At 61.9% G+C, this 22,724-nt stretch carries 25 protein-coding genes and 1 tRNA gene; 4 read left to right on the forward strand and 22 right to left on the reverse strand.

Annotated features, from left to right (window positions below):
- Positions 1 to 124: 124 nt before the first annotated feature.
- The 15 genes from ACTRWK_RS07035 to ACTRWK_RS07105 form a co-directional block, all read right to left on the reverse strand.
- On the reverse strand, positions 125 to 2,320 hold the full coding sequence (locus tag ACTRWK_RS07035; RefSeq protein ID WP_037964758.1) for a DEAD/DEAH box helicase: 2,196 nt from the start codon (positions 2,318 to 2,320) through the stop codon (positions 125 to 127).
- 164 nt (positions 2,321 to 2,484) lie between these two features.
- Positions 2,485 to 4,053 carry a gamma-glutamyltransferase gene (locus ACTRWK_RS07040; RefSeq protein WP_289081545.1) on the reverse strand — a complete coding sequence of 523 codons (1,569 nt, stop codon included), beginning with the start codon at positions 4,051 to 4,053 and terminating at the stop codon, positions 2,485 to 2,487.
- Positions 4,054 to 4,138: 85 nt separating this feature from the next.
- Entirely contained in the window at positions 4,139 to 4,759 is a 621-nt protein-coding gene (locus tag ACTRWK_RS07045) for a CHAP domain-containing protein (protein ID WP_462843850.1), read from the reverse strand.
- 132 nt (positions 4,760 to 4,891) lie between these two features.
- Positions 4,892 to 5,521, reverse strand: a complete 630-nt coding sequence (gene ureG / locus ACTRWK_RS07050) for an urease accessory protein UreG (RefSeq protein ID WP_462843851.1) — start codon at positions 5,519 to 5,521, stop codon at positions 4,892 to 4,894.
- Positions 5,518 to 6,153 (reverse strand): urease accessory protein UreF, encoded by a 636-nt coding sequence (locus ACTRWK_RS07055; protein WP_462843852.1) that lies wholly within the window; start codon positions 6,151 to 6,153, stop codon positions 5,518 to 5,520. Before ACTRWK_RS07055 ends, ureG begins: the two co-directional genes overlap by 4 nt.
- Positions 6,154 to 6,165: 12 nt before the next feature.
- Positions 6,166 to 6,618 (reverse strand): urease accessory protein UreE, encoded by a 453-nt coding sequence (locus tag ACTRWK_RS07060; protein ID WP_005851160.1) that lies wholly within the window; start codon positions 6,616 to 6,618, stop codon positions 6,166 to 6,168.
- Positions 6,619 to 6,627: 9 nt separating this feature from the next.
- Complete coding sequence (ureC, locus tag ACTRWK_RS07065; protein WP_009825906.1) at positions 6,628 to 8,337, reverse strand: urease subunit alpha; 1,710 nt, start codon at positions 8,335 to 8,337, stop codon at positions 6,628 to 6,630.
- A gap of 24 nt (positions 8,338 to 8,361) precedes the next feature.
- A complete protein-coding gene (locus tag ACTRWK_RS07070) occupies positions 8,362 to 8,667 on the reverse strand; it encodes an urease subunit beta (RefSeq protein WP_260004689.1) in 306 nt (101 codons plus the stop codon).
- Positions 8,664 to 8,849 (reverse strand): hypothetical protein, encoded by a 186-nt coding sequence (locus ACTRWK_RS07075; protein ID WP_005851166.1) that lies wholly within the window; start codon positions 8,847 to 8,849, stop codon positions 8,664 to 8,666. Before ACTRWK_RS07075 ends, ACTRWK_RS07070 begins: the two co-directional genes overlap by 4 nt.
- A gap of 27 nt (positions 8,850 to 8,876) precedes the next feature.
- Positions 8,877 to 9,179, reverse strand: coding sequence for an urease subunit gamma (locus ACTRWK_RS07080; protein WP_037943068.1), 303 nt, complete (start codon positions 9,177 to 9,179; stop codon positions 8,877 to 8,879).
- Between the two features lies 1 nt (position 9,180).
- Complete coding sequence (locus ACTRWK_RS07085) at positions 9,181 to 10,053, reverse strand: urease accessory protein UreD (RefSeq protein WP_037943071.1); 873 nt, start codon at positions 10,051 to 10,053, stop codon at positions 9,181 to 9,183.
- Positions 10,054 to 10,206: 153 nt separating this feature from the next.
- On the reverse strand, positions 10,207 to 11,520 hold the full coding sequence (locus ACTRWK_RS07090; protein ID WP_005851171.1) for a TRAP transporter large permease: 1,314 nt from the start codon (positions 11,518 to 11,520) through the stop codon (positions 10,207 to 10,209).
- Positions 11,517 to 12,083 (reverse strand): TRAP transporter small permease subunit, encoded by a 567-nt coding sequence (locus ACTRWK_RS07095; RefSeq protein WP_037943073.1) that lies wholly within the window; start codon positions 12,081 to 12,083, stop codon positions 11,517 to 11,519. The genes ACTRWK_RS07090 and ACTRWK_RS07095 overlap by 4 nt, the downstream gene beginning before the upstream one ends.
- A 112-nt stretch (positions 12,084 to 12,195) precedes the next feature.
- The gene (locus ACTRWK_RS07100) at positions 12,196 to 13,233 is read right to left on the reverse strand and encodes a TRAP transporter substrate-binding protein (RefSeq protein WP_037943075.1); all 1,038 of its coding nucleotides are present in this window, start codon (positions 13,231 to 13,233) and stop codon (positions 12,196 to 12,198) included.
- Positions 13,234 to 13,429: 196 nt separating this feature from the next.
- On the reverse strand, positions 13,430 to 14,284 hold the full coding sequence (locus ACTRWK_RS07105; RefSeq protein WP_005851175.1) for a helix-turn-helix domain-containing protein: 855 nt from the start codon (positions 14,282 to 14,284) through the stop codon (positions 13,430 to 13,432).
- Between the two features lie 93 nt (positions 14,285 to 14,377).
- Between ACTRWK_RS07105 and pobA the strand changes: the two genes are divergently transcribed.
- Positions 14,378 to 15,547 (forward strand): 4-hydroxybenzoate 3-monooxygenase, encoded by a 1,170-nt coding sequence (pobA, locus tag ACTRWK_RS07110; RefSeq protein ID WP_289082210.1) that lies wholly within the window; start codon positions 14,378 to 14,380, stop codon positions 15,545 to 15,547.
- 101 nt (positions 15,548 to 15,648) lie between these two features.
- Here pobA and ACTRWK_RS07115 read toward each other — a convergent pair whose 3' ends face one another.
- Complete coding sequence (locus ACTRWK_RS07115; RefSeq protein WP_462843853.1) at positions 15,649 to 16,629, reverse strand: zinc-binding dehydrogenase; 981 nt, start codon at positions 16,627 to 16,629, stop codon at positions 15,649 to 15,651.
- 20 nt (positions 16,630 to 16,649) lie between these two features.
- Positions 16,650 to 17,243: a TetR/AcrR family transcriptional regulator gene (locus ACTRWK_RS07120; RefSeq protein ID WP_462843854.1), complete on the reverse strand. Its 594-nt coding sequence runs from the start codon at positions 17,241 to 17,243 to the stop codon at positions 16,650 to 16,652.
- Positions 17,244 to 17,364: 121 nt separating this feature from the next.
- On the opposite strand from ACTRWK_RS07120, the gene ACTRWK_RS07125 reads away from it, so the two are divergent.
- Entirely contained in the window at positions 17,365 to 17,619 is a 255-nt protein-coding gene (locus ACTRWK_RS07125) for a hypothetical protein (protein ID WP_184583300.1), read from the forward strand.
- Positions 17,620 to 17,767: 148 nt separating this feature from the next.
- Here the strand turns inward: ACTRWK_RS07125 and ACTRWK_RS07130 are convergent.
- Together ACTRWK_RS07130 and ACTRWK_RS07135 are read right to left on the reverse strand one after the other, a co-directional pair.
- Positions 17,768 to 17,843 (reverse strand) — tRNA-Ala (locus ACTRWK_RS07130).
- A gap of 116 nt (positions 17,844 to 17,959) precedes the next feature.
- A complete protein-coding gene (locus ACTRWK_RS07135) occupies positions 17,960 to 18,286 on the reverse strand; it encodes a TIGR02300 family protein (RefSeq protein WP_005851186.1) in 327 nt (108 codons plus the stop codon).
- A 112-nt stretch (positions 18,287 to 18,398) separates the two neighbouring features.
- Here ACTRWK_RS07135 and ACTRWK_RS07140 point away from each other — a divergent pair, with 112 nt between their 5' ends.
- Together ACTRWK_RS07140 and ACTRWK_RS07145 are read left to right on the forward strand one after the other, a co-directional pair.
- Entirely contained in the window at positions 18,399 to 19,097 is a 699-nt protein-coding gene (locus ACTRWK_RS07140) for a M48 family metallopeptidase (RefSeq protein WP_132997508.1), read from the forward strand.
- A 55-nt stretch (positions 19,098 to 19,152) separates the two neighbouring features.
- Entirely contained in the window at positions 19,153 to 19,803 is a 651-nt protein-coding gene (locus ACTRWK_RS07145; protein WP_005851189.1) for a GntR family transcriptional regulator, read from the forward strand.
- A gap of 21 nt (positions 19,804 to 19,824) precedes the next feature.
- On the opposite strand, the gene ACTRWK_RS07150 is transcribed toward ACTRWK_RS07145, so the two are convergent.
- From ACTRWK_RS07150 to ACTRWK_RS07160, 3 genes are all read right to left on the reverse strand, one after another.
- Positions 19,825 to 20,787 carry an acetyl-CoA carboxylase carboxyltransferase subunit alpha gene (locus ACTRWK_RS07150; protein ID WP_005851191.1) on the reverse strand — a complete coding sequence of 321 codons (963 nt, stop codon included), beginning with the start codon at positions 20,785 to 20,787 and terminating at the stop codon, positions 19,825 to 19,827.
- A gap of 64 nt (positions 20,788 to 20,851) precedes the next feature.
- A complete protein-coding gene (locus tag ACTRWK_RS07155; RefSeq protein ID WP_289084191.1) occupies positions 20,852 to 21,481 on the reverse strand; it encodes a LysE family translocator in 630 nt (209 codons plus the stop codon).
- A 74-nt stretch (positions 21,482 to 21,555) separates the two neighbouring features.
- Positions 21,556 to 22,515: an L-malyl-CoA/beta-methylmalyl-CoA lyase gene (locus tag ACTRWK_RS07160; RefSeq protein ID WP_037943086.1), complete on the reverse strand. Its 960-nt coding sequence runs from the start codon at positions 22,513 to 22,515 to the stop codon at positions 21,556 to 21,558.
- Positions 22,516 to 22,724: the final 209 nt, after the last annotated feature.

A 22,724-nucleotide genomic window follows, 5' to 3' on the forward strand; every position in this document is an offset into this window, starting at 1 on the left:
CACATAGGGGGGCGGCACGGGGAAGATAGACGCAAAAAGGGCCGGAATTGATTAAAATTCCGGCCCCTAAGCGATTGATTGATCTGTATTTCCCCGTTTTTAGACCGGGGGTAGGTCTTGCGGCTTATTTCGGGCGAAAGCTCGACTTGCCGCGTTTGGGGGCTGCATCGCCGCCACCGGCTTTGCCCGAGGGTTTGCCGCCCTTGGGTTTCGCGCCCACTTTACCCGGTGGGACAAAGCGCTTCGACGGGTCAGCGGCGCGGGCCTTGAACGGTTTATCCGCTGGTTTGCCGTCGCCACGGGGGCGGTCCGCCCCACGATCCGCTGGCTTTTCCTTTTTCCAGACGGCTTTGGCTTTGGGCTTTCCGCCGGGTTTGTCGAAGCTGTCGGGCTTGCCCGCAGACTTGGGTTTAGGCGTGGCACCGGGCTTCATCGGAGACCGTTCGGTCTTGTGCGACTTGGGCGGGCGTTCGCCTTTGGGGGCTTTGGGCTTGTCAAACTTCGGCTTGTCGCCGCGCGGTTTGTCGAACCCTTTGTCGGGGCGCGGGCCGCGAGGTTTGTCGTAGGTAACCGATGCTTCTTCGGTGCTGGCCGCACGTGGTTTGCGCGGTGCACGTGGTGCGTCGGGGTCATAGGGTGCGCGGTCGGGGCGTGGGCCACGATCGGGGCGCGGGCCGTTGTCGGAACGGGGGCCGCCGCGGTTCGGTTTGGGGCCACGGCCGCCGGGCTTGGGCCCGCGCGACAGATCGGGGGCCTTGTCCAACTTGGTCACAACCGCGCCGTCTTCGACCTTCATGTCGGGGCCAAGCGCGTTGGTGAATTTATCTGCCGAGGTCGCGAGGATCTCGACAAAGGTATGGCTGGGCTGCACGCGGATCGCGCCCACGTCATCCTTGGTCAGATCGCCCATGCGACAGATCATCGGCAGGATGGTGCGGGGTTCGGCGTCATCGTTGCGCCCGATCGAGATCGAGAACCAGACCGACGGGCCAAAGTCGCCACGGGGGCGTTCGTCGGCAGGGGTGCCGGGCTCTGCCAGCTGCTCGGGCGCGGACTGGCGTGCACGGTACAGGTTCACAAAGGCCGTCGCCAGTTGCTCGGCGCTGAACTGTTCGACCAGATTGGCAACAAAGCCCGCTGCATCATCGGGGATCGGATCAGACCATGCGGAATCGGCCAGCAAACGCTTTTCGTCTTCGGCGTTCACTTCTTCAGCAGAGGGCGGGTTGGCCCATTCGACCTTCAGCTTGGCGCCGCCCAGCAGACGGTTTGCCTTGCTGCGCATCTTGGCGGGAACGATCAGCGCGGACACACCCTTGCGACCGGCACGACCGGTACGGCCCGATCGGTGCAGCAACGTGTCAGAGTTCGACGGCAGATCGGCATGCACCACCAGTTCGAGGTTGGGCAGGTCGATCCCGCGTGCGGCAACATCTGTTGCGATACAGACGCGCGCGCGCCCGTCGCGCAGCGCTTGCAGGGCGTTGGTGCGTTCGGATTGCGTGAGCTCGCCCGACAGTGCCACGACCGAAAAGCCGCGGTTGGTAAAGCGGGTGGTCAGGCGTGCGACGGCGGCGCGGGTGTTGCAGAAGACGATGGCGTTTTTCGCCTCGTAAAAGCGCAGCACGTTGATGATCGCGTTTTCAGTGTCGCGCGGGTGCACGTTCAGCGCACGGTATTCGATGTCGGCGTGTTGTTTCTTTTCGCCCACGGTTTCGACGCGCTGCGCATCACGCTGGTAGGATTTGGCCAGCTTGGCGATCGCTGCAGGCACGGTGGCCGAGAACAACAGTGTGCGGCGCTCTTCCGGCGCTTCGGAGAGGATGAATTCCAGCTCTTCGCGGAAACCCAGATCAAGCATCTCGTCCGCTTCATCCAGCACCACGGCACGAATGTCGGACAGGTTGATGTTGTTGCGTTTGATGTGGTCGCACAGGCGGCCCGGTGTCGCGACGACGATATGCGCGCCACGGTCCAGCGCTCGACGTTCGGTGCGTGTGTCCATGCCGCCAACGCAGGTGGTCACGACCGCACCGGCCTTGCCATAAAGCCACGTCAGCTCGCGGCTGACCTGCATGGCCAATTCGCGCGTCGGTGCGATGATCAGCGCCAGGGGTGCGCCGGCGTGTCCGAATTTTTCATCATCGCCCAAAAGGGTCGGTGCGATGGCCAGACCAAAGGCCACTGTCTTGCCGGACCCCGTTTGGGCTGACACCAGAAGGTCGGCTTCGACCAGATCTGGGTTGGTAACCGCCTCTTGGACGGGGGTAAGCGAATCATAGCCTTGGGTGGCAAGCGCGTCTGCGATGGTTTGGATCAAGGGATTGTCCTGTCTGAGAAAATGTCGCGCTACAAATACGCGCGTCGCGGCAAAAGCGGATACGCCAGCCACGTGTTGCGCCCGTCCCTAGTCGGTTGTGACGCAAATGTACATCTCTTTGTCAGATGCGCAGGGCAAGGCAGCTATGCTTGCCCGTCGCTCTTTCAGGCGCTGACGGCATCCCCCCAAGCGGACATCACCTCTGTCACGCCGGTATTTTCGTCGCCTGCGCGCCCGACGGCAGAGGGGCAAGCGAAGTGATAGGGGAAGATCGTGCGCGGCGCGGTCACCACATTGTCCAGCGTGTCGTGCAGCGTCGCGATCACCTGCGGCGGCAGCGCCTGATCCACGATGGTCACATCGGCAAGGCTCATATCCGTGCGCGGCGCATGAAAGGCGGCTTCCAGATCCATCCCGTAGTCCAGCAGCAGTGAGGTCAGTTCGACCACAGCGGGCATGATCTTGCGCCCGCCAGACGCCCCAAGCGCGAATTGCGCACCGTCGGCACGCTCCAGCAGGGTGGGGCACATATTCGCAAGGCAGCGTTTATCCGGCCCAAGCGAGTTCGGCTTGCCCTGTTCAGGGTCAAACCACATGATCCCATTGTTCATCAGGATGCCCGATTGCGGCAGCATCATCCGCGAGCCAAAGATCGACAGCAGCGTTTGGGTGACGGCGACCATATTGCCCGCCGCGTCAACGACGCTGAAATGTGTGGTGCAGGACGGATCGGGTTCATGTTCGATATCGCCCATCGTGTCATAGCGTTCCTGGTTGGCCTGCCGGATGGCACGGTCATAAGCGATGAACGCTTCGGCGTCGGGGGCGTCTGTGCCGGGCTGCCACGCGGTCATCAGATCAAGGGCGCGGCGCATGGTCGGGCCAGCGGTCAGGGTCGGTGTGGCGATGACCTCGTGCCCGCGGTAGGCATAGTGCATCGCGTCGACCAATGTCGCCTGATACTGCGCCAGATCCTCGGCCGTATGGTGCCCGCCGGCGGCTTGCAGATCGGCGACGATGGACTGCGCCAAAGGCCCCTCATAAAAAGCGCGCGGTCCGTCCTTGGCGACGGTGCGCAGCGACGCGGCAAGACGGCCAAGGTCGCATTTCGTCTCGCCCAAGGCGGTCCAGCCAGAGGATTTGGGAAAGCCGTCTTCGTCCAGAAACGTCTCGGCCGAGGCGGGGAAGGGGGCGAGGTCTTTGGCCGAACCACCAAGGATCAGCTGCGTGTACCAGTCCACAGGAAGACCATCATCGGCAAGCTTGATCGCAGGGGCCAGCAGATCGGCCCAAGGTTTCGTGGCAAAGCTTTCATGCGCCAGACCCATGCCAGCGACCTGACCGGGAACGGCAATCGCCTTGGCCCCGAAAACATTGCGGTCTTCCAGCACCGAAGGCCAGGGGAACAGATCGCCCGCCTTGCCGCCGACGATGGGATAGTCCGCGACATCCAGCCCCTTGGGGGATTTCATCCCGAATTCGATGACCTTGGCCGTCTTTTCGCCCGCCATGCGCACGACCATAAAGCCGCCGCCGCCCATACCGCTCATCCAGGGTTCAGCCGCGCCAAGCGCAAAGGAGGTGGCAATTGCCGCATCCACCGCATTGCCGCCCTGCGCCATGACATCCGCCCCGACCTGTGCCGCGACACGGCTTTGCGAGGCGACGATCCCCTTGCGGCTGCGGGTCGCGGGTTTGGTGATTTGCCAAGAGGCATTCTGCTGCTGGGTCATTGGGGGCATCCTGATGTTTAGATGTGCCTACCCAACGCCAGTGTCAGCAGATTTGCAACCTTGAGGGGCGCTGCGGCCCCATTGGTCAGTTGCTTTGTGTCGGTGCCGCTGAAAATGCGAACACGGGGGGCTGCGTCATCTCGTTCGACGGCGCGGATTTCGCATCGGGATAGATGAACCCGTTGATCGGATAGATGCTGCCGTAGGACCCGGCCTGGCTTTCAAGGCGCACATCGGACCAGTCGTTCAGCGGAGATACGTCTTGTACGCTCATCCCAAGCGAGATCTTGTTGCGCTTCCAATTGGCGTGATCGACCTTGATCTCGCGCGGGGAAACGACTTCGGAGACGACGGCAACATGGCCCATAGGGTTCCGGCTGGTGCCTTTGAACGCCATGACCGACCCGACGACGGGTTCTTTGCCGCGCTCGTACAGGCCGTTGGCTTGCGCCCACCACGTATTGGCATTGCCGCGGATTTGAACGCCGCTGGCATTGCGTGCGAAGGGCACGCACCAGACGCGCTGCCCTTTGGATTGCAAAACGCGCACCTCGCGGATTGCCATGGCGTGCAGGTCGGGGTTGATACCCGCCTGACCAATGGTCTGAATTTCAGACGGGCCGCGGGCGCAGGCTGCTGTCATCAGCAGGGCCACACACAAAAAAGGAACTCCGACTTTCGATGACCACTGGCGTTTCACGCTCATTTATCTGTCCTGCTGCCCGTTTCACTCACCTTACTGTCCCAGTAAAGTCCGGCAGACATTCCGCGATTCTCGGCCAAAAACAAAGCGTCAGGATTTTTGTGGGCAAAATTCCGCCGTTATTATTGCAAATTGTTAATTTTCGGGAACCGGGCGGAGGCCGCCGATTTTGACAATCAGGTCCAGCAGCTCTGCCACACCCTTATCGTGTTTCATCTCGGCAAAGAGATAGGGCAGATCGCCGCGCATCCGTTTGGCGTCACGGTCCATCACCTCTAGCGACGCGCCCACATGCGGGGCGAGGTCGGTTTTGTTGATGATCAGGATATCCGACTTGGTGATCGCTGGCCCGCCCTTGCGCGGAATCTCTTCGCCCGCAGCCACGTCGATGACATAAAGCGTCACATCCGCCAGTTCGGGGCTGAAGGTCGCCGACAGGTTATCGCCACCGGATTCGATGAGCACGCAGTCCAGATCGGGGTGGCGGTCGCGCATCCGGGCGACGGCGGCAAGGTTGATCGAGGCATCCTCGCGGATTGCGGTATGGGGGCAGCCGCCGGTTTCGACCCCGATGATCCGGTCCTGCGGCAAGACCTGAAGCCGCATGAGCGCTTCGGCGTCCTCATGGGTGTAGATATCATTGGTGATCACGCCGATCGACCAGCGGTCGCGCATGGCACGGCACAGGGCGGCGGTCGTTGTCGTCTTGCCCGCGCCAACGGGGCCACCAATGCCAATACGAAGCGGTCCATGGGGGGAGGTCATGTCTGGAACATCCTTGAGTAAAGCGTTTCATGTCGCATCGACGCGATATCTGCCAGAAAGCAGGCGCTGCCGATGTCGTCGATGGTTTGGGTCAGGGCCAGCGTCACCGTGTCGTGGCACAGCGGGGCAAGGACGGTGATCACCCGCTGCCCGTCCGTTTGCCCCAAGGGCACCGCGCGGATCGCGGCAGAGACCAGTGCGCTGACGAAGGCGTGCAGGAACAGCTGCGCGCCTTGTTCGACGGGCAGCCCCTGCGCCGCGCAAGCCGCGCCAAAGGCGACGGGCAGCGTCAGGTCGGGGAGGTCATGCCCCCAGACGTCATTGACCACCCGCACAAAAGCCGCGCCCTGTTGGGTCATCTCGGTCAGCCGCTCTGACGAGGGGGCCAGCGCGCGCGCCAGCGCATCTACCTCGTCCACCCCCTTACCCGCAAAGCCAGCGTTCAGCAGGATCGCATCGGTCCGGCCCGCACCGTGGGTGATGATATCCGACAGCCACGCCTGAAGGCTGGCCGCATCGTGAATGGTGCCGTCCTGCACGGCCATTTCCAGCCCGTGGCTATAGCTGAACGCGCCGATGGGAAAGCTGGGCGACAGCCATTGCGCGAGCGTGATCAGGGCTTGGGTTTGCATCGTCCGGCGGGCCTAATGTGCGTGGCTGTGGGTGCGCCCGTGGCCATAGGCACCGCCCTCGGGAATGAACGGTTCGGACACATCTCGCAACGTCGCGCCGAGCTTTGTCAGCATGTCGCGGATCACGTGGTCGTTCTGGATCAGCAGGCGGGCGGGTTCAAGCTGGCAGGGGCAGTGCCGGTTGCCGATATGCCATGCCAGCCGCACCAGATCGTCGCCGGTGATTTCCAGCAAGGCTTCCTTCGCCGCGATGACCTCGATGATCTGCCCGCCTTCAAGCTCGAACGCATCGCCGTGGTTCAGCGATTCCGTATGGGCGAGGTCCACGAGGAACCCGCGGTTATGGCTGGTCAGCAGGCGTTTGCGGCGCAGGAAGCGATCGTCATAGGTCAGCACGCAGCTGTCGTCCGCATGGTCCCACTGGCCGTGGCGCTTGATCGTATGGGCGGGAGGAAGGTCGGTCATCTAGGGGCCTCAGAACATGAAATAGCGTTGCGCCATGGGGACGGTCTCAGCGGGCGCGCAGGTCAACAACTCGCCGTCCGCGCGGACTTCGTAGGTTTCGGGGTTCACCTCTACCTTGGGGGTGGCCGCGTTATGGATCAGATCGGATTTGCCGATATTGCGGGTGTTTTGCACGGCGATGGTCTGTTTGCGCAGGCCAAGGCTGTCGCGCAGCCCGTTCGATTGCGCGGCTTCCGAAATAAAGGTCACCGCGCAATGTTGAAGCGCGCTGCCATAGGCCCCGAACATCGGGCGGGTATAGACCGGCTGCGGTGTGGGGATCGACGCATTCGGATCACCCATCTGCGCCACGACGATCATGCCCGACATCAATACCATTTCGGGCTTCACACCAAAAAAGGCGGGGTTCCACAGCACCAGATCGGCTTTTTTGCCCACTTCGATCGAGCCGACCTCGCGGCTGACACCATGAGCAATGGCGGGGTTGATCGTGTATTTCGCGATATAGCGTTTGACGCGGAAGTTGTCGTTGTCGCCGGTTTCTTCCGGCAAGCGCCCGCGCTGCTTGCGCATCTTGTCAGCGGTTTGCCATGTGCGGATCAGCACCTCGCCCACACGGCCCATGGCCTGACTGTCAGAGGCGATGATCGAGAAAGCACCGATGTCATGCAGGATATCCTCGGCGGCAATCGTCTCGCGTCTGATCCGGCTTTCGGCAAAGGCGACGTCTTCGGGGATGGATTTATCAAGGTGGTGACAGACCATGAGCATGTCCAGATGCTCTTCGAGCGTGTTCACCGTGAAGGGGCGTGTCGGGTTGGTCGAGGACGGCAGCACATGCTCTTCGCCGCAAATCTTGATGATGTCGGGGGCGTGGCCGCCGCCTGCGCCCTCGGTGTGGAAGGCGTGGATGGTCCGGCCCTTCATCGCGCCAAGCGTATGTTCGACAAAGCCGGATTCGTTCAGCGTGTCGGTGTGGATCATCACCTGCACGTCCATATCGTCGGCGACCGACAGGCAGCAATCGATAGCGGCAGGGGTGGTGCCCCAATCCTCGTGAAGCTTCAGCGCGCAGGCCCCGCCGTTCACCATTTCAACCAGCGCGCCGGGTTGGCTGGCGTTGCCCTTGCCCGAGAGACCGATGTTCATCACCACACCGTCCATCGCCTGCAACATGCGCCCTATGTGCCACGGGCCGGGGGTGCAGGTGGTGGCAAGCGTGCCATGCGCCGGGCCGGTGCCGCCGCCAAAGCAGGTGGTTACACCGGAATGCAGCGCGTCCTCCATCTGCTGGGGGGCGATAAAGTGGATGTGGCTGTCGAAACCGCCCGCGGTGAGGATGCGTCCTTCGCCTGCGATGACCTCGGTCCCCGGTCCGATGATGATGTCGACGTTTGGCTGGGTGTCGGGGTTGCCCGCCTTGCCAATCGCCGCAATGCGCCCGTCTTTCAGCGCCACATCCGCCTTGTAGATGCCCGAATGATCCACGATCAGTGCGTTGGTGATCACAGTATCCACCGCACCGTTTGCCCGCGTGACCTGCGACTGGCCCATCCCGTCGCGGATCACCTTGCCGCCGCCGAACTTCACCTCTTCGCCATAGGTGGTCAGATCGCGTTCCACCTCGATGATCAGATCGGTGTCGGCCAGTCGCAGCCGATCCCCCGTCGTGGGGCCATACATCGCTGCATATTCAGAGCGGGGGAGTGTGGTGGTCATAGGTCTCTCTTTCCTCGAAGCGCCTTAGAGCGCGCCCATCACTTCAGCGTTGAACCCGTACACTTTGCGGTCGCCCGCGAGCGGGATCAGTTGCACCTCGCGGCGTTGACCGGGTTCAAAGCGCACGGCGGTGCCGGCGGCGATGTCCAGCCGGTGACCACGCGCGGCGGCGCGGTCAAAGTCGAGCGCGGGGTTGGTTTCGGCAAAGTGGTAGTGACTGCCGACCTGCACGGGCCGGTCACCGGTATTGGCAACCATCAGGGTGATGGCCGTGCGATCGGCGTTCAGGGTGATGTCCCCCACGGCGCACAGCACCTCTCCGGGGATCATTTGCGCGCCTTGCGAGGGGCCTTAACCCGCCCGCGCAGGGCGATGGCCGCGGCGGTTGCGATGACGGCGAGGCCCATGAAGACAGGCATCCATTCGGCCCCGTGAGGGGCGATATGCACACCGGGGTGGGCAAGGGCAGGGCCGGCCATCAGGGCGGCGGGCAGGATCATCAGATGTTTCATAGCAGGGGCCTTTCTTGCGAATGGGGGCTAGCGGATAGGGTTGTGCACGGTGACCAGCTTGGTCCCGTCGGGGAAGGTGGCTTCGACCTGCACGTCGTGGATCATCTCGGCGATGCCCTCCATACAGTCGTCGCGGGTGATGACTCGGGCACCGGCCTGCATCATCTCGGCCACGCTGCGGCCATCGCGCGCGCCTTCGACGACGGTGTCGGTGATCAGGGCAATCGCCTCGGGGTGGTTCAGCTTGACGCCACGGGCCAGACGCTTGCGCGCGACTTCGGCCGCCATGGCGATCAGCAGTTTGTCTTTTTCACGGGGGGTCAGCTGCATGTCAAAGCATCCATGTTTTAGGAGGGGCCGCGCCGTGCAGGCGGGCGATGATCGGCACCAGAGACTGGCGCAGGATGTAACTGTCGGGCGCGAGGAGCCGCGCATAAAGCACGCCGTCGCGGATCAGGCTGGCACCGGCGCTGGCAGGCAGCAGCGCGCGCAGGGGGGCAAGCAGCGCTTCGGCATCGGGGGCGGCGTAGATCACGCTGGCCATGGCGCAGTTGCCGCCCGCCGTGGCGGTGCCTGCAAGCTGTGCGTGGATATCGCCGGACAGACGCACGGCATCTGCAAAGATAGGCTGCCCGTCGCGGCGGATCGTGATGTTCTCGGCAAAGCGCGCGTCGCGCAGCGTTTCGCCCATGGAGACGCGGCCAAATACCAACGGCTCTACGCCGAAGAAACAGGCATCGCCCGACAGGTCCACCTCCAGATTGCGGCGCAGGGCGGAGCCGTTGAACAGGATCGTTTCCTGCGGCAGCCAATCGACCCGTGCCCCCGCTTCGGCATCCAGCCGCGTGGTCATCTGCGCCATCGGGCCGGGTTGCGCCAGATAGACGCGCTCGGCCGCTTGGCTGGTCAGGGTCAGCCGGCTGCCCGCACCCGCCGTGGCAGTGATCGACAGTTCATCGCCGCCCGTCATCCCGCCCGAGGTATTGAGGAAAACCCCCGTCAGCCCGCCCGCCGCCGCGCGCGGAAACAGCGCCTTGAAGCAGCCTTGCTGGTAGAGATCGCCAATCACGGACGCGCCGCCATACGTCTTGCTGCTGATGCGCAACGCCCCGCGGGCGCGGGGTTGCATCGGCACGGCAACGGCCTGATCGGTATGGGCGGCGATGTTGATGGGGGACCTCGTCCAGCTGAAAATAACTCCCATCTGGATAGCGTGATTCCCGTCGGGTGCGATCCGAAACGGGCATTTTTGGCGCAATTTCAGGCTGTATTTCGACGGCTGCCTATTATTTGAGCATATCCCGTCAGGGGCTTTGACCCGCAGCTGTGCCGCGGGTCAAGGCAGGTGTTTACAGGTCTACCCGTAGAAATACTTGGGCAGATAGGTCGCGATCTCGGGGATCAGAATGATCAGCAAGACCCCGATCAGCGTCACGATCACGTAAGGCGTCACAGAGGCATAGATATCGCCCATTGTGACATCCGGCGGGGCCACCCCTTTGAGGTAAAAAAGGTTAAAGCCGAAGGGCGGGGTCATATACCCGACCTCCATCATGATGATGAAGAGGATGCCGAACCAGATCGGATCAAAGCCATAGCTCTGCACAACGGGCAGGAATACAGGCAGGGTGATCAGCATGATCCCCACCGGATCCAGCACCATGCCAAGGATGAAGAGCACCGCCAGCATAAACACCAGCGACCCCCAACGCCCACCGGGCACAAGGTTCATCATGTCCTGAATGAGGCTTTGTGCTCCAAGCGCGGTATAGGCCGTGCTGAAGGCGTGGGCCGCGAAAAGGATCCACATGATCAGCGCGGTCAGTTTCAGCGTCGCGACAGAGGCGTCGCGGATCACGGCCCATGACAGTTGCCGGTTGACGCCCGTAGCGACCATTGCGCCAAAGACGCCGATGGCGGCGGCTTCGGTCGGCGTCGCGTAGCCGCCGAAGATGGCCCCCAGCACGATCACCACGATCAGGATCGGCAGGATCACCGCCTTGAGAGACCGCAGCTTCTGCCCCCAGTTCGCGCGTTCCTCTTTCGGGAGGGCGGGGCCCAGTTCCGGCTGCATCCAGCACCGCCCGCCGATATAGACGGAGACGAGGAAGAACAGCAGCAGCCCCGGTCCGATACCGGCCGCGAACAGACGCCCGACCGACACTTCGGTCAGCAGAGAATACAGCACCATCAGGATCGACGGCGGGATCAGGATGCCCCAGCCTCCGCCCGCGTTGATCGCCCCAAGCGCGAGCTTCTTGTCATAGCCGCGTTCCAGCATCTTGGGCAGCGCAATGGTCCCCATCGTGACAACCGCCGCACCCGAGATGCCCGACATGGCGGCAAAGATCACGCAGATCAGCACCGTGCCGATAGCCAGACCGCCGCGCAGCCCGCCCCACCATTCGTGCATCATATCGTAAAGATCATTCGCGACCCCCGATTTTTCAAGCAGGATCGCCATGAATACAAACAGCGGAATTGCCATCAGCGTCGGGGATTGCATCGTTTCCCACATTTTGGAGGCAAGCAGATAGAACCCCAGATCGCCCATTTCCGCATAGAGGAAGATGACCGATATCCCCCCAAGGGCAAAGGCCAGCGGCGTGCCGAGCATCACAAACAACAGCAGCGCGCCAAAGAACAGCATGGTCAAGATTTCAACGCTCATGACTGGCCTCCTGCGGCTTGGGCGGCTTGGGTGTCGCCGGTGGCCGGTTGTCCAAAGATCGCGGGATCATTGGGCAGCCCCATCAGGGTGCGCACATCGGCCCAAAGGCGTACGAAGCCCTGCAACAGCAGCAGCAAGGCGGCGACGGGGATCAGCGATTTTGTCGGCCACAGCGGGGCCTTCCAGACAGAGTTAGACCGCTCCATATCCGCGATGGCCTCGGACGCGATGTCATAGCCTTGCCACAGCAGCACGCCAACAAATATCAGGAACAGCGGCCATGTCACGATGTCCACCAAGGCTTTGCGTTTGGGGGAAAACTGGCCGTAGATGATATCGACGTTCACGTGGCCTCGTTCGGTCAGCAGATAGCCGCCCCCGATGATCGCATAGACACCAAAGATCAGCGTTGCCAGCTCGGCAGTCCAGATCGCGGGCTGCCCGATCAGATAGCGCATGACCACATCGGCCAGCAGCAGGGCAAAGATGATCAGCACGCAAAAGCTGATCCAATAGCCGATCATGCGGTTCAATTGCGTGATGAAGCGCGCAAGTTTAAACAAAACGTTTCTCCCTCAAGACATAAAAGAAGCCGCCCGAAATGCAGGGACATGTCAGGCGGCTACATTGATTTTCACTGTGGCATCACCGGGGTTTAACCCCCGGATCAGGCCCCTAGAGGTAGCCGAGGTCGGTCATCAAGGTTTTGTAGATATCCGCCGCCTTCGCCGCGCGTTCGCCTTTCTGCGCCTCTGTGTCGAGGATCTTGGCCGAGGCATCGGCAAGGATCGCCAGAACGTCGTCGGGCAGTTCGGACACCTCGATATCGTTCTCGGCGATGCCCGAAGAAATCGCGATAGCTTCGGCGTGCTGGTATTCGGCCGACCGCTGGAAGAACCGCGTTTCCATCGTGTCGAGCAGGGCAGTGCGCAGATCGTCCTCCAGCCCGTCGACGGCCTCCATATTCAGGATAAAGGCGTCGGTGGTCTGACCAAGCGCGGGTTTGTAGTGGTATTTGCAGACCTCCCAGAGGGACATGGATTTCGCCCCGACGGCAGCGCCCCAATGCGCGCCATCCACAACGCCCGAGCTGAGCGATTGATAGAGCTCGGACCCGGGGATGTATTGCGGCGCGGCACCGGCGGATTGCAGGTAATCCAGCATCGTGCCCGACGACCGCAGCTTGAGCCCTTTGAAGTCTTCGGCGGATTCGATCTTCTTCGACACGACGATTTCGACGGGCAGGACCTTTTCTGTCTTCATCATCACGCCATCGGCGTTCAGGTCTTCGTTCACCAGCGCCTCAAGGCCAAGGTTCTTGACCGCGTGCTCCATTTCCCAAGCCTGACGGAAGGTGCCGGGGATGCCGAACAGGAAGGACGCGGCCTGCGCCTGATCTTGCACATAGGACGGGCTGACCGTCCCCATGGGCACCACGCCCTTGCGCACGATATTGTAGATGTCGGGACCTTTGGCGAATTCGCCAGCACCCAGCAGATCCATTTTGAACGCGCCTTCGGTGCGCGCCTCAAGCACTTCGGCCAGTTTGCCAAGGCTGTCGGTGAAAGAGCTGGACGCTTTGGGCCAATGCGCTTGCACGCGCCAGTTGACCTTGCCCTGCGCGATCCCTTTGCCGACCAGCGCCGGTGTCGCCAGCGCGCCAAGAGCAGCGCCGCGCAGCATGGTGCGACGGTTCATATTGCCTTTTGTCATTCTATTTCCTCCCAGAAACTTCGGTTTCTCTTATTCTGCGCGGCACGGGTTGCGCAGGCTCCCTAACGTCACCTTCACGTATCATTTGGGGTAGGTCAAACGGCTGTTAGCGATAACGGTTAATAATTCTGACATTTGTCAGTTTTGTGAGCACGGATTTGCCCAGCTTTCAACCTGTGGTCCTTTGGCCGCGATCTCAGGTTACGAATTGCTGGCGGTATTGCGATGGGGTCACCCCCTGCACGGTGCGGAAACGGCGCGAGAAATAGGACGGATCGGCAAACCCCAGACGATAGCCAACCTCGGCCACCGACAGGCGTGTAAAGGCCAGCATGCGGCAGGCTTCCTCGACATGGCGGGCTTCGATGTAGGCGGTGGCGGACAGCCCCTTTGCCGCGCGACACAGGCGCGACAGATGTCCGGTGCTGATCCCGAGGGTGCTGGCAAAGTCCTTGGCCGTCCAGCCGGCACTGTCGGGATCGCCGATAAGCTGGTCGAGCCGCGACAGGCGATCATCCTGCGGTGCGTCGTTGCTGCGGTTTTGCGTGGTCCCCCATGCCGCGATGCTGGCCAGAACCGCATGCCCCAGCCCCACGGCAATCTGCGCCCGAAACGGTGCCCCCGTCTGGGCCGCCACGGTTTCCAGCTGGGTCATCAGGGCGATCAGCGGGCCCGCGGCGCGACCAACCGTCGGCTTGGTCAGCGCCTGTGCGACCTCGGCATTGACGGGCCCGATGCTGTGCAGGATCGCAATGGGAAAGGATTGCACCATGCCTTGGGTATTGGGAGCAAAGTCGAAACTATGCACCATGCGGGGCGGGATAAAGACGACCGATCCCTGCGTCAGGGCAAATCGGTCGCCATCTATATTCGCCGTGCCACCCCCCGAAAGGATGTAGAGCACCTGCGCCAGCTGCGCGTGCCGATGCGGCGCGATGTGCCACGCGTGATCCGGCGCGCGGTCCTTAATCCGTTCGCAATGGAGAACATCGGGAAAGCCTTTGGTTTCGCCAAAAAGCGCATAGCTGGGGATCGGTGAAAGCTCTGTCATGCACGGATTGTACCAGCAATTGCGCTAACGATCCATTCATCATGCACGTTCCGTACAATAGGTTAACCCGAAAATCGGGCAGGGAGCAGCTATATGAAAACGGAAGTCGTCATTATCGGCGGCGGGCCATCGGGCTTGCTGCTGTCGCAATTGCTGAACGACGCAGGCGTCAGCACTGTCGTGCTTGAAAGGACCACCCGGGAACACGTGCTGTCACGTATCCGCGCGGGCGTGCTTGAGGACGGCACAATGAACCTGCTGCGCCATGCCGGTGTCGGTGCGCGGATGGACCAGCAAGGCTTGCCGCACAAAGGCTGCTACCTGACCGACAACGACCTGATGGTGCATATCGATTTCCACAAGCTGATCGGCAAGAAGGTCATGGTCTATGGCCAGACAGAGGTCACCCGCGATCTGTACGACGCACAAGACCGGATGGGTACCACGATCATTCACGAGGTCGAGGATGTGGTGATCGACGGTGCGGACAGCAATGCGCCCACGGTATCCTTCACCAAAGACGGCCAGCGGCAACAGATCAGCTGCACTTACGTCGCGGGCTGTGATGGGTTCCACGGTGTCAGCCGCGCGACGATCCCCGCCGCCAAACGTCGGGAGTTTGAACGGGTCTACCCCTTTGGCTGGCTGGGGATTCTGTCGCGCACGAAACCGGTGAACGATGAATTAATCTATGCCAGTTCGGCGCACGGCTTCGCCCTTGCCTCCATGCGTAGCGCAAGCCTGAGCCGTTATTACATTCAGGTGTCGTCGACCGAAAAGGTCGAGGATTGGAGCGATGACCGCTTCTGGGAGGCACTGAAGCAACGTTTGCCGCGACCTGTATCAGAGGCGCTCGTGACCGGCCCGTCGATCGAGAAATCCATCGCGCCGCTGCGCTCCTTCGTGAGCGAGCCTTTGCGGTGGGGAAACCTGTTTCTGGTGGGGGATGCCGCGCATATCGTACCGCCCACCGGTGCCAAAGGGCTGAACCTCGCGGTGTCCGATGTCTTCTATCTGCATGACGCGCTGATCGCCGCGCTGAAGCGTGGGGATCACGGCGGGATTGACGGCTATTCCGCCCACGCGCTGTCGCGGATCTGGAAGGCGATGCGGTTCAGCTGGCAGATGACAACAATGCTGCATCAGTTCGAGGGTGAAGACAGTTTCGCCCCGCAGATGCGGCGGGCGTCGCTGGCCCATCTGGCGCAAAGCGAAACAGCACGGCGCGATCTGGCAGAGAATTATACGGGGCTGCCGTTCTAAAGACCGCGGCCGCCCAAAATAGAGTGCCGAAATGAAAGCAGGGCGGCCCTTGATCCCGGATCAAGGGCCGCCCTGTTTGGTGCTGTGGTATTCGGCTGCGTTTAGCCGCGGATCATCACCTTGCCGGGGCGGCCCGGTGTCAGCGAGGCTTTCAGCGCACCCGAAAGATCATCCAGCCCGAACTGCCCACCGTCTTCCAACACCAATTCGCCTTTGGCGACCAGCGTGACCAGTTCAGTGATCAGGCGCTTGCGCTCTTCGGGGTCCATGTCGCCGCTCACCCGGGAGCCCCAGAAGCCTTTGACGGTGATGTGCTTCATGATCAGCGCGCCAGAGTTCAGCGGCATCGGCGCACCGGTCGCGGTCCCGAACACGACAAGCTCTCCGTCCAGTCCCAGCAGATCGACCAGATCAGCCGAGATATTGCCCCCTACGGAATCGATCGCGGATGCGGCCCCTTTTTCGCCAATGATTTCGCGCGCTTTATCCTGCCAGCCCGCTTCCGAGGTCGACAGCACGTTGTCGATGCCCAGATCCGTCAGCTCTTTCACAGCGTCTTCGCGCCGCACGAGGTTCAGCAGGTTGATGCCGCGGCTTTTGGCGAGCGTGGTCATGATCTTGCCGACGGCCCCGTTTGCAGCGGTCTGGACGATCCAGTCGCCTTTCTGCGCCTTGAGCGTTTCCAGCAGAGAGATGGCGCTGAAGGGCATCGCGATCAACTGTGCGCCAGCAACATCCGAGATCGCGTCGGGCAGGGGCAGAACACCAGTGGCGGGGGCGACGAAGTATTCAGCCCAGGTGCCATGCACGCCCGCGATCGACACACGCTGGCCGATCATCGCGTCGTCCACGCCTTCACCGACAGCCTCGACGGTGCCAAGCGCTTCGCTGCCGGCAATCGCGCCGGGAAGCTCGGGCTTGTAGCCGTAGTTCCCCCGGATGGTCCAAAGGTCGTGGTTGTGGATTGGCGACAGGGTCATCTTGACCAGAACCTCGCCCGCCCCTGCGGTGGGGGTGTCGACATCGGTCGCTTTGATGACGTCGATCGGTTCGCCAAAGCTGTTGTGCACGGCTGCTTTCATGGGGATCTCGCTTTCTTTGTTTATCGTATGGTTAGAAAATCGGTGGTTTCTGACAAAGCCTGCTGCAACGGGACCTGGTCCTGCGACAGTTTCGACAGGATCGCGGCCCCCAGAAACTTGGCGTAGAGCATCTGCGCTGTCGCACGTGGGTCAGCGACCGGCGGGACGGAGCCTTCTTCGGCCCCGGCAACCAGAAGCTGCGCAATGCGGCCGACCAACTGTGCCACGCCATCATCCAAGATGCGGCGCATGTCGTCGGACAGATCGGCAACCTCGGCCCCAAGCTTCACAACGAGGCACTGGTTGGCGATGCCTTCGGAATGGGCATGGGCCAGCCACGCCGACCAGAAGGACAGCAGCTTGTCACGGGCAGAACCCGACCCGCTGCACAGCGCATCCATGCGCGCCAGATAATCGTCGACATAGTCGTGCAGCAAAGCCTGACCAAAGGCATCCTTGGACGGAAAGTAATAGTAGAACGACCCCTTGGGGACATCGCTTTCCCTCAGGATGCGCGCCAGCCCGACCGCGCCAAACCCGTGCTTGCTGATCAGCGCACGTCCGGCGGTCAGTATCTTTTGCCGCGTTTGATCTGATTTCTTTTGCTCTGTCATACGGGGGAGGTAAGAAGTAATAGACCGGTCGTCTAGTAGCGCGGCCAATTTAATTTTGTGCGCGGCTGTTCCTTGCCGTACAGCTTGAGATGGGGCGGCGTTTCAAGGGGCAGGGTGCGCAATGGGAAAGGTGACGGACCGAGCGGTCATATGGGTGTTTTGCGTCTCAGGCGTGCTTTGTCTCGGGATCATCGCATTCCTTGCGGTGCAGCACTGGGTCGAAAGCATCCCCTACACCGACACATGGGCCTATTTCCGCAACTACCACCCGATCCGGCACAAGCTGCTCGTGGCGTTCGGATGGGTCTTCGCCGCCGTCAGCGTGACCGCGGGCTTTGTATATGTAGGTAGGCTTGCGATGCGTCGAAAACGCTGACGCATGACATCTGTGCTGGCATGTTCGGTGAAGGTTTGGTGGAGCCTAGCGGGATCGAACCGCTGACTCAGAGTGTCCGCCTCGCGGGCGCGCGTCAGTCAGCCCCGCGTGGTGCGTGACGTGTGTGCTGGAATGTAGGGGGGGGATTTGGTGGAGCCTAGCGGGATCGAACCGCTGACCTCCTGCATGCCATGCAGGCGCTCTCCCAGCTGAGCTAAGGCCCCATCGTGGATCAGAGATCCGGGAAGTGTATCAACCATTCAAGGCCGATGCGCCGCTGAATAGGCGGTCGCGAAGGCGGGATCAAGAGGAAAATCTATCCCGCCCTCGCAAAATTCAATCAATCTTCGTCGTCGGATGCAACGTCGGCGATTTCTTCGAGTGGAACGGTATCATCATCGTCGTCGTCATCGTCCAGGATGTCGTCGTCCAGATCCACATCTACATCGTCGTCATCTACCAATGTCTCGTCATCATCCACATCGCCCTTCTTGGCTTTGGCGGTGACGGCATCTTCGGCGTCTGCTGCGATCATGCGGGATTTGGAGTTATCCACCTCGACCACTTCGCCGGAGTAAGGGCTGATGATCGGATCTTTGTTCAGGTCGTAGAACCGCTTGCCCGTTGTGGGGCACAGGCGCTTGGTTCCCCATTCTTCATTGGGCATCGAAGTCCCCTTTTTGAAAGTGTTGTTGCGTATAGATGATTCAGGCCAAGTGCCATATGAGATAGGCACTGTCAAAGGCAATCGCCACCCCATCGCGACCCGGAACCCTGAAATGCCTGATCCTGTCCTGCCCGGAAACCCGCCTATCCCGCTGATCCTGCGCCGCTCTGCGCGGGCGCGGCGGATATCATTGCGGATATCGCAGCTGGATGGGCGGGTGACGCTTACCATGCCGAAGCGCTTGAAAGAGGCAGAGGGAATCGCCTTTGCCCGCGAGAAAGAGGCGTGGATTCGCCAACATCTGGAAGCGCGTGGCGCTGATGTTCTGGTGGGCATCGGGGCAGAGTTTCCCTTGGGCGGTCGGATGCTGCGGGTTGAGGCCGGTCAGGGCAGACGGGTGGTGCTGGGGACCGATACGATTTCCGTGCCCGGTCCGGCGGCGCGTGTGCCGACCCGGCTCGCCGCGCATTTGAAAGAGCTCGCGCGGGACCGGCTGACTGGGGCCTGCGACGATTATAGTGCGCTGCTGGGGCGGCCGTACAGCAAGCTAACCTTGCGGGATACGCGGTCGCGGTGGGGGTCTTGCACCTCGGACGGGGGGCTGATGTTTTCGTGGCGCTTGATCCTGACGCCGCCCGATGTGCTGGATTACGTCGCCGCCCACGAGGTCGCGCATCTGGCGCAGATGAACCATTCGCCCGCCTTCTGGGCCGAGGTCGAACGGATTTACGGCCCCTATCAAGAGGCGCGCGGCTGGCTGCGCACCCACGGCAGCGACCTGCACCGGTTCAAGTTTACCGCGCAGGCATAGGGCGCGCCCGCGTTGCGCCATTGACGCAGCGGCGATTCGTGATCACAACGGCGATATGAACCTGAACCCTCGCCCCCTTGATGCGCATCCTTTGGCCCATGACCGTGTCTATCGGCAGTTGCGGACCCGCATCATGCACGGCGATCTGGCCCCGGGACAGGCGCTGACCCTGCGGGGAATCGGGAAGGAATACGAGGTGTCGATGACCCCCGCCCGAGAGGCCGTGAGACGGCTGGCGGCAGAAGGGGCGCTGACCATGTCGGCCTCTGGCCGGATATCGACGCCGGAGCTGAGCAACGAACGGATCGAGGAACTGGCCGCCTTGCGTGCCCTGATCGAGGTGGAGCTTGCGAGCCGCGCCCTGCCGCGGGCCCACCTTGCGCTGATCGACCGGATGCAGGCGATCAACAATGCCATCTCGGATGCGGTGATCCACCGTGACGCGGTGAGCTATATTCGCACCAATCTGGAGTTTCATCGCACGCTATACCTGCGGGCGCAGGCCCCTGCGATGCTGGCAATGGCGGAAACGGTCTGGCTGCAGATGGGCCCGACGATGCGGGCGCTTTACGGGCGGCTCAGACGGACAGAGCCGCCGCATTTTCACAAGCTGATTATCGCGGCGCTGCGCGCGGGCGACGAACCCGGTCTGCGACTGGCAGTGCGCACCGACGTGACCCAAGGTCTGCGGATGCTGGCGACGTGATGCGCCAGCGGGCGGCGTAGATTACGCCGCCAGCCCCTTGGCCCCGAGGTCGAGGAATTTCTTGCGGCGATCTGCCACCAGCGCCTTTGGGTCTTTGCCCGACAGGTCATCCAGCATCGCGGCAATCGCCTTGCGCACCGATGCAATCGCCTCTTTCCGATCCCGATGCGCGCCGCCACGGGGTTCGGGGATGATGCGGTCGTTGACGCCCAGTTGTTTCAGATCTTGCGCGGTCAGGCGCAGCGCTTCGGCGGCCTCGCGCATTTTCTCGGCATCTTTCCACAGGATCGATGCGCAGCCCTCGGGCGAGATCACAGAGTAGACGGAATGTTCCAGCATGGCGACGCGGTTCGCCGTGGCAAAGGCAACCGCCCCGCCTGACCCACCTTCACCGATGATGACAGACACCAGCGGCACACCGATCTGCAAGCATTTCTCGGTCGCGCGGGCGATGGCTTCGGATTGGCCACGCTCTTCCGCGCCTTTTCCGGGGTAGGCACCGGGGGTGTCCACCAGCGTGATCACTGGTAGCCCGAACTTGTCGGCCAGTTCCATTAGGCGCACGGCTTTGCGGTAGCCTTCGGGGCGGGCCATGCCGAAATTGCGTTCGATGCGGGATTTGGTGTCGTTGCCTTTTTCATGGCCGATCACGACGACAGGCGTGTCGTTGAACCGTGCCAGACCGCCCATGACCGCAAGATCATCGGCAAAGTTCCGGTCCCCCGCCAGCGGGGTGTATTCGGTAAAAAGGGCCTCGATATAGTCTTTGCAATGGGGCCGGTCGGGGTGACGTGCCACCTGACATTTGCGCCACGGCGTTAACGACTTGTACAGATCGTCAAGCATTTGGTGGGCTTTTTCGTCCAGCGTTTTGGCTTCGGCGCTCACGTCCATCCCTTCGGAGGACCGCGCAAGAGCGCGCAGCTCTTCCGCTTTGCCTTCCACTTCGGCCAGTGGTTTTTCGAAATCCAGATACTGTGTCATCACCTGCTCCGCGCTTTGTTCAGGGCTATATGGCGTTGATTTGCGGTCTTTGCAACGGAACCTGTCAGCTGGCCGGCCAAAGGGCAGGCAGCAGCGACGCCACAAGCAGCGCGGCCATGGTCACGTTAAACACCCGCAAACGCCGGGGATTGGTTAGAAAACGGGCCATCTGCCCGCCAAGAAGGGTCCAGAGGGTGACCGACGGCAGCGCCATCACCGCCACGACAAGCGCCGTGATCACCAGCGGCAATATGCCGGCAGAGGGCACGTAGATCGTGATGACGCTGAGCCCGAAGGCCCAGGCCTTGGGGTTGACCCATTGAAACCCCGCCGCTTGCAGAAAGCTCAGCGGTTTCGCGTTCGGGTCTGCGCTTTGCACCGGGGCGGCGGTGGCGATCTTATAGGCAAGGTAGATCAGATAGATCAGGCTCAGGATCTTGAGCACCGTATAGATGACGGGAAAGGCGTCAAACACGCGGATCAGGCCAAAGCCCACCAGCAGCAACATGACCATAAAACCAAGGGTGATGCCCATCATATGCGGGACCGTGCGCGCAAAGCCGAAGTTCGCGCCCGATGCCATCAGCATCAGGTTGTTCGGCCCCGGCGTGATAGAGGTGATCAGCGCGAAAAGCGCGAGCGCAGAGAGGACATCGATGGTCATGCCGCCTTGATGCCCCAAGCCGCGGGGCATGCCAAGTCCGCTTTGCTGCGGGGGAGATGGCGCGGCGCGAGGGTCGCCTCGCGCCGCTGTTCAGTATCGCGGGGTTAGCGCGAGGCGATCATCTCGGACTGGCGCACGATGACTTCGGCCTGTTTGATGCTGGCGATATCGACCAAACGGCCCTTGTAGACGGTCGCACCCTCGCCGTTGGCCTTGGCTGTTTCCATCGCGGCCAGAATCTCGCGCGCTTCGGCGACGGCTTCGTCGGAGGGGGTGAACACCTCGTTCGCGACGGCGATCTGCTTGGGGTGGATGGCCCATTTGCCGACCATGCCCAGGGTCGCCGACCGGCGCGCCTGCGCGCGGTAGCCTTCGTCGTCCGAAAAATCACCGAACGGACCGTCGACCGGCAGCACGCCGTGGGTCCGGCAGGCGGCGACGATGGCGGTCTGCGCCCAATGCCACGGATCGGACCAATGCTTTGCCCCGTCGCGCAGCATGTAATAGTTTTCCTGCGTGCCACCGATGCCGGTCGTCTGCATCCCCATCGAGGCGGCAAAGTCGGCGGCACCAAGGCTCATCGCTTGCAGGCGCGGGCTGGCGGCGGCGATCTCTTCGACGTGGGCGATGCCTGCGGCCGATTCGATAATCACCTCGAACGAGATTTTCTTGGTGCGGCCCTTCGCGGTTTCGATCGCCGTGACCAGCGCGTCGACAGTATAGACGTCAGCGGCGCAGCCGACTTTGGGGATCATGATCTGGTCCAGACGCTCGCCCGCTTGCTCCAGCAGGTCGACGACATCGCGGTACCAGTAAGGTGTATCCAGCCCGTTGATCCGCACGGACAGTGTTTTGTCGCCCCAGTCTACATCGCTGATCGCCTTGATGATATTCGCGCGAGCGCTGTCCTTGTCTGTGGGGGCAACGCTGTCTTCCAGATCAAGGTTGATCACATCGGCGTCAGAGCTTGCCATTTTTTCGAAGATTGCCGGGCGCGAACCGGGACCGAACAATTGGCAGCGGTTGGGACGTGCAGGTGCTGTAGGCTGGATGCGAAAGCTCATATGCGGAATCCTTGAGTAATAAAGTTACGACTTGCTTGCCTTGGGTGGTATTAAATTGCGCTGCGCCCTGCAAGGGTGATCTCGCACCTGCAGCATCGGCGGCTGAATTTCTGTGCACAGTTCTTGCTCGCATCGGCAGATACCCGCAAAATTCCCGCGCCATCTCTTGCGCCCACCACTCATTTGCAACCTTATCGCGCCGAAAGGCT

The sequence above is a fragment of the Sulfitobacter sp. G5_S2_6_S6 genome, assembly GCF_054968505.1.